Annotated in this window: 14 protein-coding genes; 8 read left to right on the top strand and 6 right to left on the bottom strand. The window is 70.9% G+C overall.

The window, feature by feature from the left end; genetic code table 11:
- Window positions 1-6: 6 nt before the first annotated feature.
- Window positions 7-1,347, bottom strand: a complete 1,341-nt coding sequence (locus BKK81_RS05070) for an LLM class flavin-dependent oxidoreductase (protein WP_071011112.1) — start codon at window positions 1,345-1,347, stop codon at window positions 7-9.
- 432 nt (window positions 1,348-1,779) lie between these two features.
- Here BKK81_RS05070 and BKK81_RS05065 point away from each other — a divergent pair, with 432 nt between their 5' ends.
- The 4 genes from BKK81_RS05065 to BKK81_RS35115 are packed head-to-tail and all read left to right on the top strand — an operon-like array spanning window position 1,780 to window position 4,497.
- On the top strand, window positions 1,780-2,598 hold the full coding sequence (locus tag BKK81_RS05065) for a MetQ/NlpA family ABC transporter substrate-binding protein (RefSeq protein WP_071011111.1): 819 nt from the start codon (window positions 1,780-1,782) through the stop codon (window positions 2,596-2,598).
- Between the two features lie 51 nt (window positions 2,599-2,649).
- Window positions 2,650-3,567: a methionine ABC transporter ATP-binding protein gene (locus BKK81_RS05060; RefSeq protein WP_269466459.1), complete on the top strand. Its 918-nt coding sequence runs from the start codon at window positions 2,650-2,652 to the stop codon at window positions 3,565-3,567.
- On the top strand, window positions 3,548-4,204 hold the full coding sequence (locus BKK81_RS05055) for a methionine ABC transporter permease (RefSeq protein WP_071011110.1): 657 nt from the start codon (window positions 3,548-3,550) through the stop codon (window positions 4,202-4,204). The genes BKK81_RS05060 and BKK81_RS05055 overlap by 20 nt, the downstream gene beginning before the upstream one ends.
- A gap of 59 nt (window positions 4,205-4,263) precedes the next feature.
- Complete coding sequence (locus BKK81_RS35115; protein ID WP_156811111.1) at window positions 4,264-4,497, top strand: hypothetical protein; 234 nt, start codon at window positions 4,264-4,266, stop codon at window positions 4,495-4,497.
- A 108-nt stretch (window positions 4,498-4,605) separates the two neighbouring features.
- Here the strand turns inward: BKK81_RS35115 and BKK81_RS05045 are convergent, their stop codons facing one another.
- From BKK81_RS05045 to BKK81_RS05035, 3 genes are all read right to left on the bottom strand, one after another.
- Window positions 4,606-5,235: a response regulator transcription factor gene (locus BKK81_RS05045; protein ID WP_071011106.1), complete on the bottom strand. Its 630-nt coding sequence runs from the start codon at window positions 5,233-5,235 to the stop codon at window positions 4,606-4,608.
- Window positions 5,236-5,562: 327 nt separating this feature from the next.
- Window positions 5,563-6,015, bottom strand: coding sequence for a carboxymuconolactone decarboxylase family protein (locus BKK81_RS05040; protein WP_071011105.1), 453 nt, complete (start codon window positions 6,013-6,015; stop codon window positions 5,563-5,565).
- A 123-nt stretch (window positions 6,016-6,138) separates the two neighbouring features.
- The gene (locus BKK81_RS05035; RefSeq protein ID WP_071011103.1) at window positions 6,139-7,206 is read right to left on the bottom strand and encodes a CaiB/BaiF CoA transferase family protein; all 1,068 of its coding nucleotides are present in this window, start codon (window positions 7,204-7,206) and stop codon (window positions 6,139-6,141) included.
- 271 nt (window positions 7,207-7,477) lie between these two features.
- Here BKK81_RS05035 and BKK81_RS05030 point away from each other — a divergent pair, with 271 nt between their 5' ends.
- Window positions 7,478-7,915 (top strand): universal stress protein, encoded by a 438-nt coding sequence (locus BKK81_RS05030; RefSeq protein WP_071011102.1) that lies wholly within the window; start codon window positions 7,478-7,480, stop codon window positions 7,913-7,915.
- Between the two features lie 189 nt (window positions 7,916-8,104).
- Here the strand turns inward: BKK81_RS05030 and BKK81_RS05025 are convergent, their stop codons facing one another.
- Window positions 8,105-9,157: a serine/threonine protein kinase gene (locus tag BKK81_RS05025; RefSeq protein WP_071011101.1), complete on the bottom strand. Its 1,053-nt coding sequence runs from the start codon at window positions 9,155-9,157 to the stop codon at window positions 8,105-8,107.
- A gap of 35 nt (window positions 9,158-9,192) precedes the next feature.
- Entirely contained in the window at window positions 9,193-10,845 is a 1,653-nt protein-coding gene (locus BKK81_RS05020) for a DEAD/DEAH box helicase (RefSeq protein ID WP_071011099.1), read from the bottom strand.
- 304 nt (window positions 10,846-11,149) lie between these two features.
- On the opposite strand from BKK81_RS05020, the gene BKK81_RS05015 reads away from it, so the two are divergent.
- From BKK81_RS05015 to miaB, 3 genes are all read left to right on the top strand, one after another.
- Window positions 11,150-12,817, top strand: a complete 1,668-nt coding sequence (locus BKK81_RS05015; RefSeq protein WP_071011097.1) for a ClcB-like voltage-gated chloride channel protein — start codon at window positions 11,150-11,152, stop codon at window positions 12,815-12,817.
- A gap of 108 nt (window positions 12,818-12,925) precedes the next feature.
- Window positions 12,926-13,339: a hypothetical protein gene (locus tag BKK81_RS05010; RefSeq protein ID WP_071011095.1), complete on the top strand. Its 414-nt coding sequence runs from the start codon at window positions 12,926-12,928 to the stop codon at window positions 13,337-13,339.
- A 130-nt stretch (window positions 13,340-13,469) separates the two neighbouring features.
- On the top strand, window positions 13,470-14,822 hold the full coding sequence (gene miaB / locus BKK81_RS05005) for a tRNA (N6-isopentenyl adenosine(37)-C2)-methylthiotransferase MiaB (RefSeq protein ID WP_071011094.1): 1,353 nt from the start codon (window positions 13,470-13,472) through the stop codon (window positions 14,820-14,822).
- Window positions 14,823-14,885: the final 63 nt, after the last annotated feature.

The following is a 14,885-nucleotide window of genomic DNA, read 5'->3' as shown; positions in this document are numbered from 1 at the left end:
GCGGCGCTAGGCGGCGGCGCGATGCGGTGCCCCCCTGCCGGGCGGGCGCGCCAGCCCGAAATGCTCGCGCAGGGTGTGGCCCGCGTATTCGCTGCGGAACAGGCCGCGGCGCTGCAGGATCGGCACCACCCCGTCGACGAAGTCCTGCAGGCCGTCCGGCAGCGCATCGGGCATCAGGTTGAAGCCGTCGGCGGCACCGTGGCGGAACCAGTGGGCGATGTCGTCGGCGATCTGCTCCGGCGTGCCGACGATGACACGATGGCCGCCGCCTCCGGCCAGTTCGCGGATCAGCTGGCGCACGGTCAGGCCGCGCCCGCGCGCCAGCGTGGCACGGAAAAAGGTGTGATTGCCGTTGCCGCCCGCCGGCAGGGGCAGGTCGTCAGGCAGGCCCTGGTCCAGCTTGAGCCGCTCCGGCGCGATGCCGAGCGTGCCGGCCAGCCGCGTCAGGCTGTAGTCCCAGGGAATGCCATCGACCAGCTCGTCGCGGCGCCGCCGCGCCTGCGCCTCGGTCGCGCCGATGATGGTGGTCAGCCCCGGCAGCACGCGCACGGCCTCGGGGCCGCGTCCCAGCGCCTGCGCGCGCGCCTTCAGCCCGCGCGCGTAGTCGAGCGCCTCCTCGAACGACTGCGAGGCCGAGAACACCGCCTCGGCATGGCGCGCGGCCAGCTCACGCCCGTCGGCCGAACCGCCGGCCTGCACCAGCACCGGATACCCCTGCGGCGAACGCGGCAGGTTGAGCGGCCCGTGCACGGCGAAGTGCTCGCCGCGGTGCTCCACCGGATGCACCTTGCCGGCATCGACGAAGCGGCCGCCGGCCTTGTCGCCGAGGAAGGCATCGTCCTCCCAGCTATCCCAGAGCGCCTTGACCACGGTGGTGAACTCGTCGGCGCGCGCGTAGCGCTGCGCGTGGTCGGGCACGCTGTCGCGGCCGAAATTGCGTGCCGACGGCAGGTCGGCGGTGGTGACCACGTTCCAGCCGGCGCGCCCGCCGCTGACATGGTCCAGCGTGGCGAAGCGGCGCGCGATGTTGTAGGGCTCGTTGTAGCTGGTCGAGGCCGTGCCGATCAGGCCGATGCGGGTCGTGGCGGCGGCGATGGCGGCCAGCAGCACGGTCGGCTCGAGCGCGGTGATCGGCCGGAAATGGATCTGGTCGATGATGGCCGCGCTGTCGGCCAGGAAGACCGCGTCGAGCTTGCCGGCCTCTGCGATGCGGGCCACGCGCACATAGTGCTGCACGTCGGTGAAGGCCGCTGGATCGCTGTCCGGCAGGCGCCAGGCCGAAGGCACGAAGCCCGAGTGGAGGATATTGACGTTCAGGTGCAGTTGTCGCGGCGGCGTGGTGCTCATTGGCAGGTTCCCGGTAGCGTAGGACCGGCACCGGGCGGACCAGCCGCATCCGGCGCCATCGGCTTGCGGCGGCGCGGACGGGCCGCGGACGGATGGGTCCGGAGCGCGCTGCGTCCGCCGTATCGCGCCATCACCTTAGGGCACCGCTCCAGCGACGCCAACGAAGCAATCCGCGCATGGATATGCAGGGCGGCCCGGTATGGCCGCCTGTATGGCCGCCTATATGGCCGCCCGTATTGCCACCCGCCTCCCGGCGGTTCCGGCATCGCCACAGGCGCGCCCTCGCACCGCGCGCCGCTTCGCCGCGCTCGCCGCATTTGCAAGTGCGCATTCCTTCTTGGACCGCCACCGCGTGCCTGCCTAGACTGGGTCTCCCGGCTTGGTGCCGGCCGACTTCCACCGCAAACCCTCCCAGTCCAGGTGAACCCGCCCATGAAACGACGCTCGCTTCTTTCCGCGCTGCTGGCCGGCGCTACGATCTTCTCCCTCGCGCTCGGCGGCGCGCCGGCGGCCGCTGCCGACAAGGTGATCAAGGTAGGCGTGCGCGGCGGCGTCGACGAAGAGATCTGGGAAGTGGTTACCAAGGTGGCACAGAAGCAGGGCCTGAACGTCCAGCCCATCGTCATCACCGGCACCGCCAGCCCCAACGAAGCGCTCAACAACGGCGACCTCGATGCCAATTCCTTCCAGCACATTCCCTTCCTGCGCGACCAGATCAAGCAGCGCGGCTACAAGCTGGTCACCGTGGGCAACACGCTGATCTCGCCGATCGCCTTCTATTCGCGCAAGTTCAAATCCCTCGAGGCACTGCCGGCAGGGGCGCGCATCGGCATCCCCAACGATCCGAGCAACCAGACGCGCGCGCTGGTGATCCTGCGCGATCATGGCCTGATCAAGCTGCGCGAGGGCTTCGACCCCTTCACCGGCACCGCCACGCTGGCCGACGTGACCGCCAACCCGCGCAAGCTGGAACTGGTGGAGAGCGCCTCGGTGGTGCTAGCGCGCTCGCTGCCCGACGTGGACGCCGCGGCCATCGTCAATACCTTCGCCTACCAGGCCGGCCTGATCGCCACGCGCGACGGCATCGCGGTGGAACGGAAGGAACACAACCCCTACGTCAACGTCATCGCGGTGCGCGAGCAGGACCGCAATGCCCCCTGGGTGGCGCCGCTGGTCAAGGCCTACCAGTCGGAGGAGGTGCGGCGCTTCATCCTGTCGAAGTACCAGGGATCGGTGATCCCGGCATTCTGAGCGCGCAGCGCCCCCCGCCCCGCCACCGGCCCCCGAGCAAGGAGAGCCATCGTGACCTTCGCCCCTTCCCCGCCCCCGCCGGATTCCGCGCCGGCCCACATCGTCTTCGAACACCTGGGCAAGACCTATGCCGGCGCGCCGGCGGCCGCGCTCGACGACGTCTCGTTCCAGGTCGCGCGCGGTGAGATCTTCGGCATCATCGGCCGCAGCGGCGCCGGCAAGTCCACGCTGCTGCGCACGGTCAATATGCTGGAGCGTCCCAGCCGCGGCCACGTGCGGATAGACGGCGCCGACATCGGCCGGCTCGACGAGGACGGCCTGGTGGCGCTGCGGCGCCGCGTCGGCATGATCTTCCAGCACTTCAACCTGCTGTCGGCCAAGACCGTGTTCGAGAACGTGGCGCTGCCGCTGCGCGTGGCCGGTGTGCCACGGTTGGACATCGCACCGCGCGTGATGGCGCTGCTCGACCTGGTCGGGCTCGCCGGCAAGGCACAGGCCTATCCCGCCATGCTCTCGGGTGGACAGAAGCAGCGCGTCGGCATCGCCCGCGCGCTGGTGCACCAGCCCGAGATCCTGCTGTGCGACGAAGCCACCTCGGCGCTCGACCCGGAGACCACCGAGCAGATCCTCGCGCTGCTGCGCGACATCAACCAGCGCTTCGGCCTGACCGTGGTGCTGATCACGCACGATATGTCGGTGATCCGCCAGGCCTGCGATCGCGTGCTGGTGCTCGACCACGGCCGCGTGGTGGAACAGGGTGCCGTGCGCCAGGTCTTCCTGGCGCCGCGTGCCGACGCCACGCTGGCGCTGCTGCGGCCGCTGCGCGCGCTGCACCAGGCACTGCCGCCGGCCGCCAACGAACCGGACCCGGGCGCCGCGCGCGGCGCCATGGATGAGGCGAGCGGCCACGCGACCGGCGCACACGCCCTTTACCAGGAGATTCCGCGCCATGTTTCCGCCGCTGGCTGACAAGTACCTGCGCGCCCTGGGCGAGACGCTGCTGATGTCCGGCAGCGCCTGTGCCGTGGTGTTCGTCTGCGGCATGGCGCTGGCCATCGTGCTGACGCTGTCCGCGCCGGGCGGGCTGTGGCCGCGCCCGCGCCTGCACCGCGTACTGTCGGTGCTGGTCAATGTGTTCCGCTCGATCCCCTTCATCATCCTGCTGGTGGCAATGCTGCCGCTCACGCGCCTGATCGTCGGCACCACCATGGGTACCTGGGCCGCCGTGGTGCCGCTGAGCGCGCACCTGATCCCCTTCTTCGCGCGCGTCGCGCAGGTGGGCCTCAACGAGGTCGATCCCGGCCTGGTCGAGGCCGCGCGCGCGATGGGCTGCCGCCGCTGGCACATCGTGCGGCACGTGCTGCTGCCCGAGGCCATGCCGGCCCTGGTCGGCGGCGCCACCGTCACCGTGATCGCCATGATCGGCTCCTCGGCGATGGCGGGCGCGGTCGGCGCCGGCGGCCTCGGCGACCTTGCCATCCGCTACGGCTACGAGCGCTACGAGACCGCTGTGATGTTCAACGTGATCGCCATCCTGGTGGTGCTGGTGACGCTGGTGCAGTTCGGCGGCGAACGGCTGGCGCGGCGCTTCGACCACCGGCGCTGAGCAACTTCCGGCGCCCGCGCGCATCCGCCCAGGCCCAGTTCGGCGAGGATCTGCCGGGTATGCTGGCCCAGGCGCGGCGCGCAGTCGCCGCGGTTGCGCATATTGGTCAGGAAGACGTCGGCACCGGCCACCGCGCGGCCGATCACCTCGGCGGCGTCGGGCGGCTCGATCGTGATCACGTCGGCGCCGCATTCGGCCAGCATCGGCGCCGATGGCGCCGCCGGGGGCTTGTTATCGACCACCGCGGCCTGTCCCGTCCCGGCCTGCACGGTACGCGAGCTGGCGCGATATGACGCAGCCGGCCGCGCGCAGCGTCCCGGCCGAACCGGTGCCGGCACTGCGCGCGCGGGAAGCCGCCGGGGACTGAGGCGTTGCGCGCCGCCCCGCCCCTGCGCGCGCTGTCAGCGCAGCAGGTTGTGATGGCGCGCGAAGTCGGCCAGCTCGATCAGCGAAGCGATGTGCAGCTTCTCCATGATATTGACCTTGTGCGTGCTGACCGTCTTGCTGCTGATCAGCAGCTCCCGGGCGATGTCCTTGTTGGAATAGCCGCGCGCCAGGTATTGCAGCACCGTGACCTCGCGCTCGGTCAGCAGCGTCAGGGCGTCGCGCCCGGTGGCATAGCCCTGGTGGCGGGCCGCCCCGAGCGCGTGCAGCGGAAACACCGAGTAACCGGCCAGCAGGCTGCGTACGGCGCTGATCAGTTCGCCCAGGCTCTGGCGCTTGGCCACGAAGCCGTGCGCGCCCGCCCGCATGGAGCGGGAACAGGACAGGTCCTCGTCCTGACCGGACAGGACCAGCATGCGCACTTCGGGATGGGCCGCACCGACGCGCTCGATCAGGTCGATGCCCGACATGCGGGGAATGCCGAGATCGACGATAAGCAAGGGGGGCAGGTGTTGGCGCACCAGCTCGAACGCCTCGTCGCCATTGTCGCTCTCCAGGATCTCGTGGAACCCGAGTTCGCGCTCCAGACGCGCGCTGACCGCGAGTCGGATGGCGGGATGATCGTCGACGATGAGCGCGTCGGCCATGGCGGAACGTCCTGGCGGCTGGACCGGGGGAGATGCGCCTGCTTGCCCGCGCGCCGCACTGGCGGGCTTCCGGCCGGGGGCGATGGGTGGGCCGGGCGGCGATCCGCCTTTCCTCATCAGGGCTGAGAAATAGGCTGGAACAAGCATAGGACGCAGGCAGGGTCCGCCACCTGAGTAGCTCCCTCAATGTATTGGCCGTTATTCCGAAACGCAACGAGAATATTCTCAATCAGCCCGATGCCACTGAGGATGCGGGGCGCCTCCGCAGCACGCCGCGCCGGGCACGAGCGCCACACTGCGGCCAGGCGCCTGGCGGGTGCCCGCCGGCTACGCCGCCCCGGAGGCTCCGCCCTGCTCATGCGCGGCGGCCTCGAGCACCTCGGTCAACCTACGGCTGGCGTCGAGGGCGGCAGGGAAGCCGCAGTAGACCGCGCTGTGCACCATCAACTCGCGCAGTTCCTCGGGCGTCACGCCATTGGCGAGCGCACCGCGCAGATGCCCGGCCAGTTCCTGCGGACGATTCAACGCGACCAGCATCGAGACGGTGGCGAGGCTGCGCTGCTTGCGGTCCAGCGCGGGCCGGGTCCAGACCGTGCCCCAGGCGAATTCGGTCACCAATTGCTGCAGGCTGGTGTCGCCTTGCGCCTGGGCGGCATCCAGCGCGCGCTGGACGTGGGCCGGGCCGAGCACTTCGGTGCGCACGCGCAAGCCGTCCTGGAATGCAGGCGTGGGGGCGTAGCCGTCCGGCGCGGTGGTGGTCGATGGGGACAGGGTGCTCATGCTGGCATGCCTCGCGTAGGGGAAAGGGACCGGGATGCCGCAAGCATAGCCGAAGGCCGGCGCACGCCGCTGGCTGCCGGGCACCGTTCCGTGCCCGGCCGGCGCCCGCCGGTGCACCGATGCTCAGTCCGCGCCCGGAGCCAGGAAGCGCGGCGCCGGTGCGGCGCGGGCGAACTCGCGCCCGTCCAGCGTATAGCGCAGGAAGGTCCCGCGCGCCGCATTGTGGGGATGGCGCGCCGCCTCCTCCAGCGTCAGCACGGGGGCAAAGCAGACATCGCTGCCCTCGAACCGCTCGCACCAGTACGCGCTGGGCCGCTGCGCGATGCGCGCGGCGATGCGCGCCTTCAGCGCGGGCCAGTGGCTGCTGTCGTACTGCGCGGCAGGATCGACGTCGTCGAACTCCAGCTTCTCCAGCAGCAGCCGGTAGAACTGCGGCTCGAGGGCGCCCAGCGTGATGGCGCGGCCGTCGGCGCAGCGGTAGACATCGTAGAAGGGTGAATCGTGGAAGGGGCTCGGGCGCGGCCCGCCGATGGTGCCGGCGGCGTGGGCCACCTGCGCCAGCGAGCCGATCATGGCAGCGATATCGGTGATGGCGGCATCGACCACGCAGCCTTGCCCGCTGGCGCGCGCATGCAGCACGGCACTGACGATGCCGAAGGCCAGCCCGAGCGCGCCGGCACCGTCGCCGGTCATGGTCGGCGGCACCATGGGCAGCGCGCCGTCGCGCGCGGCCAGCGACAGCATGCCGGTCAGCGCCACGTAGTTGAGGTCATGGCCGGCGCTGTGGGCCAGCGGGCCGCTCTGCCCCCATCCCGTCATGCGGCCGTAGACCAGGCGCGGGTTGCGGGCATGGCACGCGGCCGGCCCGAGGCCCAGGCGCTCCATGGTGCCCGGGCGCAGCCCTTCGATCAGCACGTCGGCACCGGCCACGAGTTCCAGCGCCGCGGCCACCCCCTCGGCCTGCTTGAGATCCAGGCGGACCACGCGCTTGCCGTACTCCTGCTCCATCTGGGGCGGCACCGCCGCGCCCTTCAGGACGCGCCGCGCATCCGGCGGCACCGGCCGTGCCACCAGCGTGACCTCGGCGCCGAGCCCCGCCAGCATGCTGCCGCACAGCGGCCCGGGGCCGATCCCCTCGAATTCCACCACCTTGACACCGCCCAGGGGCCGGATGCCGCCTTGTCCGCTCATCGTTGTCTCCGTCGATTCCTTGTGTTCCGCTTGTCTTCCGCTTGTGTTCCGGCCGAGCCGGCTGCCACGATGCTAGCCGCGGACCTGCGCCGCCGGCAATGGCCGAATCTGTCAGGCGATTAGCCGAAGCGCTCAGCGCCGCGCGGCTGCCGTGATCGCGGCGGGATTTGATCCAGATCGTGGCAGGCGTGCCGGCAAGCTGCGATGATGGCCATAGGTCGGGGGCGCAAGCGCCCGCGGCTTCCTCTCAGCCCCCAAGACAGGAGATGCCATGAGCAATATCGTGCTGGCGACCGACGGTTCGCCCTTCAGTGATGCCGCTGCCCGTTCCATCGTCGAAGGCCGCCTGCTGAAGGCCGGATTCACCGTCCACGTAGTCCATGTCACCCCCGACGTCACCGGCCAGGTACGCGCCTTCGTCAGCAAGGAAACCATCGACGAGTGGCACAAGGAAGAGAGCGAAAAGGCCATGCAGTCGGTGTGCGACATCCTCAAGGCCGGCAACATCCCCTTCGAGGCCCATTCGCTGCGCGGCTTCGCGCCCGAGCGCATCGTCGCGCACGCCGGCGAAACCAAGGCCGAGGCCATCGTCATGGGCACGCACGGGCGCGGCACCTTCTTCGACGCCGTGATCGGCTCGGTGGCCGGCCGGGTGCTGGCGATGGCACCGTGCCCGGTACTGCTGATCAAGGGAGAGCGCGCGAAGTAGCGCGGCGCTGTCCCGGCCGGCGGCCGCCGGCGGGATACAAGAAAGGAATCAACAAGGCGCCGCGGCTTGCGGCGCCTTGTCCATTGCGGCGCCGGTGCGGGCAGCTCGCTCGTGGCGGACGATGGGTGCGGTTCGCGCCTGTCCAGGAAGACCCGGGAGAGACTGCCCCCCCTTCACCAGCCCCGGAGACTAGCTCCAGAGTGGCGGCTCGTCCATCAGCGCGATCTGCTCGCGCAATTCCAGGATTCGGTCCTGCCAGTAGCGCTGCGTGCCGAACCAGGGGAACGCCGCCGGAAACGCCGGATCGCGCCAGCGGCTGGCCAGCCAGGCGCTGTAGTGCAGCAGGCGCAGCGTGCGCAGGGCTTCCACCAGGTGCAGTTCGCGCGGGGAGAACTCGGCGAAATCCTCGTAGCCGGCCAGCACGTCGGCCAGTTGCCCCTGCATGGCGGCACGGTCGCCCTCCAGCAGCATCCACAGGTCCTGCACGGCAGGCCCCATGCGGCTGTCGTCGAAATCCACGAAGTGCGGGCCGGGCTCGGCACCGCGGGCATCCTCGGGATCGATCCACAGCACGTTGCCGCGATGGCAATCGCCATGCAGGCGCAGCAGGGAAACATCGCCGGCGCGTTCGTAGCAGCGCCGCACGCCATCGAGGGCGAGATCGGCGGCAGCCTTCCAGGCCGGCAGCAGGTCGGGCGGCAGGCAGTCGTGGGCCAGCAGCCAGTCGCGCGGCGCCACGCCGAAGGTATCCACGTCGAGCACGGGACGTGCCTGGTAAGGCAGGCGCGCGCCGATGGCATGGATGCGGCCGATGAAACGGCCCAGCCAGGTCAGCGTGTCGGACCGCTCCAGCGCCGGCGCCCGGCCGCCGCAGCGCGGGAAGACCGCAAAGCGGAAGCCGCCATGGTGCAGCAGGGTGCTGCCGCCCACGGCCAGCGCCGGCACGGCTGGCACCTCAGCTTCCGCCAGTTCGGCGACGAAGGCGTGCTCCTCCAGGATGGCCGCGTCGCTCCACCGCCCCGGGCGGTAGAACTTGGCCACCAGCGGCGGGCCGTCCTCGATGCCGACCTGCCAGACACGGTTCTCGTAGCTGTTGAGGGCGAGCAGGCGGCCATCGGCGGCGAAGCCTGCCCCCTCCAGCGCGTCGAGGATCAGTTCCGGCGTCAGGCCGGCATAGGGCAGGTCGGCCCCGGCCCCTTGCGGGGTACCGTTGCCGCCCGGGTCGCCATCGGTATCGCGCATCGCAGCCGGCCTCCGCGGTTCAGGCAGTCAGGATATCAGGACGTGGTCTTGGCACGGCCGCCGAGCAGCGCGGCCTGCTGCGAGGGGCGGCGGCCGCGGGCAGGCGCCTGCGCGCCATCCTGCGGCGGACGCGGCGTCGCGTTGCCGCGCGCGCCGCCGGGGCGGCCACCTTCACGGCCGCCTTCACGACCACCCTCGCGGCCTCCTTCGCGATTACCGCGGTTGCCGCCGTTACCGTTGGCGCCGCCGTGGCCATTACCGCCCTGGCCGCCACGCGCGGCATTGCCGGCACGATCGGCCTGGCCGCCACCGTTGCCACCGCGGCCGCCCTGGCCGCCGGCCGGACGTGCGCCGTTGGCGCCGGCCGCCGGCCGCGGCGCGGCCTGGCCTTCGCCACGTGCGCGCGCTGGCTGGGCCGGCGCGCCGCCTTGCGGCGCACGCGGTGCGCGCGCTTCCTGGCCGCTCCGGCCACGGCCGCCCTGGCCCTGGCCCTGGCCGCGCGACTGGCGGGCCTTCTGGATCGGTTCGGGCGGGATGCTCGGATCCACCTCGAAGCCCGGCAGCACGATCTGCTCGAGCTTGCGCTTGATCAGACGCTCGATGTCGCGCAGCAGGCCATGCTCGTCCACGCAGACCAGCGACACTGCCTCGCCCTCGGCGCCGGCACGGCCGGTGCGGCCGATGCGGTGCACGTAGTCCTCGGGCACGTTGGGCAGGTCGAAGTTGACCACATGCGGCAACTGGTCGATGTCGATGCCGCGCGCGGCGATGTCGGTGGCCACCAGCAGGCGCAGCGTGCCGGCCTTGAACTCGGAGAGCGCGCGGGTGCGCGCCGACTGGCTCTTGTTGCCGTGGATCGCCAGCGCCGACAGGCCTTCCTTGCTGAGCTGCTCGGCCAGGCGGTTGGCGCCGTGCTTGGTGCGGGTGAACACCAGCACCTGGTGCCAGTCGTGCTGGCGTACCAGGTGCGCCAGCAGTTCACGCTTGCGTTCGCGGTCGACCGGGTAGATGCGCTGCTCCACGGTCTCGGCGGTGGTGTTGCGGCGCGCCACCTCGATCGAGGCCGGGTTGTCCAGCAGACGGTCGGCCAGCGCGCGGATCTCGTCCGAGAACGTGGCCGAGAACAGCAGGTTCTGCCGCTTGGGCGGCAGGACGTTGAGGATCTTGCGGATGTCGTGGATGAAGCCCATGTCGAGCATGCGGTCGGCTTCGTCCAGCACCAGGATCTCGATGGTCGACAGGTCGATGGTGCGCTGCTGCACGTGATCGAGCAGACGGCCGGGCGTGGCCACGACGATGTCCACGCCGCGCTTGAGCTGCTCGATCTGCGGATTGATGCCGACGCCGCCGAACATCACCATGGAACGCAGGCGCAGGTATTTGCCGTAGTTGCGCACGCTCTCCTCGACCTGGGCGGCGAGTTCGCGCGTGGGGGTCAGCACCAGGGCGCGCACCGAAGTGCGGGCGCCGCGCGCGGGCGCCGCGGCGTTGGAGCCGGCCAGCAGTTGCAGCATCGGCAAGGTGAAACCGGCGGTCTTGCCGGTGCCTGTCTGGGCACCGGCCAGCAGGTCGCCGCCCTTGAGGATGGCGGGAATCGCCTGCGCTTGAATCGGGGTCGGTGTGGTGTAGCCCTGTTCGGCCACGGCGCGCACCAGCTTGTCGGACAAGCCTAGTTCGGAGAAAGACATGAAATGACGCTTCGGCCACCCGTTCCGCATCAAGATGCGCCAATCGCGGGGCGGCTGCAATGGAGTTCCGGCCGGGGGGCCGGCGAGACGGGGCGACTGCCCCCCGCCTCTTTGGGGGGAAAGGCCGGTAGTGTACCAGCCCTGCGCGACCTGATCAGGTGGCGGCTGCGCTATCATGGCGGCCACGCCACCCGCCCCTTTCCCGTCCGTGCCGGCCCGATCGGCGCCGCGGCACGGCACTGGCGCCGTCCGTCCCCGCCCGGGACCGCCGGGCGCCGGAGTGCTTTCCCCGGATGCCAGCTCCATGCGGTTCAGGTTCATAGAAGACCAGGAAGTCATTCTGTTCGCGGCGATCCCCGTCGGGGTCGCCGCCGCCATCGCCACCACCTTGTTCCGCGAAGCCCTGGAAGGCTCCGGCCTGCTGCTGTTCGGCAGCCGCGCCGACGTGGTGCTGGTCTTCGCCAGCCTTGCACTGGGCTGGCGCGTGGTGATTCCGGCGCTCGGCGGCGCGCTGGCCGGCCTGCTGCTGGTACTGTCGGCCCGCATCGACCGCGGCCGCGCCGGCGTGACCGACTATATGGACGCGGTGGCGAGCGGCACCGGCCGGCTGCCGGTGCGCATCACCCTGCTGCGCTCCCTGTCCTCGTTCTGCTCGATCGTCAGCGGCAGCTCGGTCGGCAAGGAGGGCGCGATGATCCAGCTGGCGGCGCTGTGTGGCTCGCTGTTCCCTTCGGGGCGCGGCGGCGCCGACACCAATATGCGGCGCATGCTGACCGCGTGCGGTGCCGCAGCCGGCCTGGCCTCGGTCTACCACACGCCGCTGTCGGCGGCCGTCTTCGTCGCGGAAGTGGTATTCGGGGCACTTGCAGTCCAACGCCTGATGCCGCTCTTCCTCGCCTCCGTGGCAGGCGCCATGGTCAGCCAGTGGCACAGCGGGCTGGAGCCGCTCTACCCCGGGCTGAACGTAACGGCCGACCTGCACGCGCCGCTGCTGCTGGCCGCCGCGCTGATGGGCGTGCTGGCCGGCGTGAGCGGCGCGCTGTTCCTGCGCGCGGCCGGCATCGCCAAGCGCATCTTCGGCCGCCTGCCGGGTGGACCGGTGGCGCGCCTGGCGCTGGGCGGCGCCTGCGTCGGCGTGCTGGCGCTGGCGGTGCCCGAGGTGGTCGGCAACGGTTACTACACCATCCAGACCATCCTGCAGGAGCACCCCCTCAGCATGCCGGTGGCGGTGGTGCTGGCCGCCAAGCTGGCGGCCACCGTGCTGAGCATCGGTTCCGGCGCGGTGGGCGGCGTGTTCACGCCCTCCCTGTTCATCGGCGCCGCGCTGGGGCAGATGCTGGCGCCACTGGTCGGCGGCGGCTCGCCGGCGCTGCCGCTGGTCGGCATGAGCGCCTTTCTGGCCGCCACCAGCCAGGCGCCCTTGATGTCGGTGCTGATGGTGTTCGAGATGACGCTGGCGCCGGCCCTGCTGCTGCCGTCGATGATCGGCGCGGTGGCCGCCTACTACACGGCATCGCGCTGCCAGACCCTGTCGCTGTACAGCGTGGTCGCCGAGCGCGCCCAGGCCTCGGCCGCCGCCGCGCGCGCCCGCAACATGACGCTGGCCGGCCTGTGCGATCCGACCAACACCACCATCGCGCCGGAGGCGACCCTGGCCGAGGCCAATGCGAAGTTCGCCGAGGCCGGCACCCGCTACCTCTATGTGGTGACCCCGGGCGGCGAGATGCTGGGCGCGGTCTCGATCCACGCCCTGCACCGCGCGCTGGCGCACGGGCCGCAGTCCAGCGTCGCCGACCTGATGGAGCGCGATTTCCCGACCCTGACACCGGACTCCCGGCTGCACGACGCACTCGCCATGTTCTCGGCCAACGCGCTCAACCGCATCCCCCTGGTGCGGGACGCGCAGAGCCGGGAGCTGCTGGGCATCGTCTACAAGCGCCGAGTGCTGCAGGAAGCCTCCACGATGTTCTGAGCCGGCGGCCGGGCGCTCGGCGGCGACAGGGCGCTGCGGGTACAATATCGGGTTGCCCGCTGATGCCGGGCCGCAACCGAGCCAACCCGTCGCCCCGCCGGAGATCCCATGCCCGCTGGCCGTGCCGCGCACCGTCCCGTCCGCCGCCATGTCGGCCTCCTGCCTCGCCTGGCCACCCTGCTGACGCCGCTGGCGCTGGCGCTGCCCATGGCCGGCGCCCTGCTGCCGCTGTCGACCGCCCGGGCCCAGCCGGCACGGGTGATCCCGGCCGATGCGGCCGCCGCCAAGCTGGTGCTGGCCGCGCCCACGTCGACCGGGCCGCAGACCGCGGCGCTGGACGGCAGGACGGTCGGCGTCGCCCCGGGCCTGCGCCTGTTCGGCCCCGACAACCAGCTGCTCACCGTGACGGCGGTGGCCGGCCAGACGCTGCGGGTGCGCTACAAGCTCGATCTGTACGGCCAGCTGCTGACCGCCTGGGTGCTGACCGAGCCGGAGCGCAAGGCCCTGCTGCAGGCGAACTGAACCCCGGCCCCGCCGCGGCCGACGCGCCGCCGGGCAGGCCCACGAATTGCCGGCCTACGCCCCGCGCCATGCGGGCCGCCGGTGCATTGCAACCCCTGATGCCCCCAGGTCAACCACTGAGATCGGCACCATGAAGAAAGTCTTCGTCAAAACCTACGGCTGCCAGATGAACGAGTACGACTCCGACAAGATGGTCGACGTACTCCGCGCCAGCGAAGGGCTGGAAGCCACCGACCGCGTCGAGGAAGCCGACGTGATCCTGTTCAACACCTGCTCGGTGCGTGAGAAGGCGCAGGAGAAGGTGTTCTCCGAACTCGGCCGCATGAAGGCCCTGAAGGCGGCCAAGCCGGACCTCGTGATCGGCGTGGGCGGCTGCGTGGCCAGCCAGGAAGGCGCCGCCATCGTCTCGCGCGCGCCCTATGTCGATGTCGTGTTCGGCCCGCAGACGCTGCACCGCCTGCCCGAGCTGATCGAGCGCCGCAAGGAGACCGGTCGCTCGCAGGTGGACATCTCCTTCCCCGAGATCGAGAAGTTCGACCACCTGCCGCCGGCGCGGGTGGAAGGCCCCAGCGCCTTCGTCTCGATCATGGAAGGCTGCTCCAAGTACTGCAGCTACTGCGTGGTGCCTTATACGCGCGGCGACGAGGTCTCGCGCCCCTTCGAGGACGTGCTGGCCGAGGTGGCCGGGCTGGCCGAGCAGGGTGTGCGCGAAGTGACGCTGCTGGGGCAGAACGTCAACGCCTACCGCGGCGCCATGGGCGGCACCAGCGAGATCGCCGACTTCGCGCTGCTGATCGAGTACGTGGCCGAGATCCCGGGCATCGAGCGCATCCGCTACACCACCAGCCACCCGAAGGAATTCACCTCGCGGCTGATCGAGCTGTACGGCCGCTGCGACAAGCTGGTCGACCACCTGCACCTGCCGGTGCAGCACGCCTCCGACCGCGTGCTGATGGCGATGAAGCGCGGCTACAGCGTGCTGGAGTACAAGAGCATCATCCGCCGGCTGCGCACGTTGCGGCCGAACCTGTCGCTGTCCTCGGACTTCATCGTCGGCTTCCCCGGCGAGACCGAGGCCGACTTCGACAAGCTGATGGCGATGATCGAGGAGATCGGCTACGACACCTCTTTCTCCTTCATCTTCAGCCCGCGCCCCGGCACGCCCGCGGCCAGCCTGCACGACGACACCCCGCACGAGGTCAAGCTGCGCCGCCTGCAACACCTGCAGGCCACCATCGAGGAGAACGTGCAACGCATCAGCCAGGGCATGGTCGGCACGGTCCAGCGCATCCTGGTGGAAGGCCCGGCGCGCAAGGACCCGACCGAGCTGCACGGACGCACCGAGAACAACCGCGTGGTGAATTTCGCGCTGCCGGGCGTGCCGCAGGCCAGCCGCGAGCGCCTGATCGGCCAGATGGTGGAGGTCAGCATCACCGAGGCCTTCCCGCACTCGCTGCGCGGCGAGCTGGTGGTGCGCCAGTAAGCGGCGCGCCCAGCCGGACCGCCAGACCAAGACACCGCAGAAGAAGACAGCCGGAGCGATCCG

Origin of the sequence: Cupriavidus sp. USMAHM13, from assembly GCF_001854285.1 — a bacterium.
Lineage (GTDB): Bacteria > Pseudomonadota > Gammaproteobacteria > Burkholderiales > Burkholderiaceae > Cupriavidus > Cupriavidus malaysiensis.
This window is presented reverse-complemented; position numbering and strand designations above follow the sequence as displayed.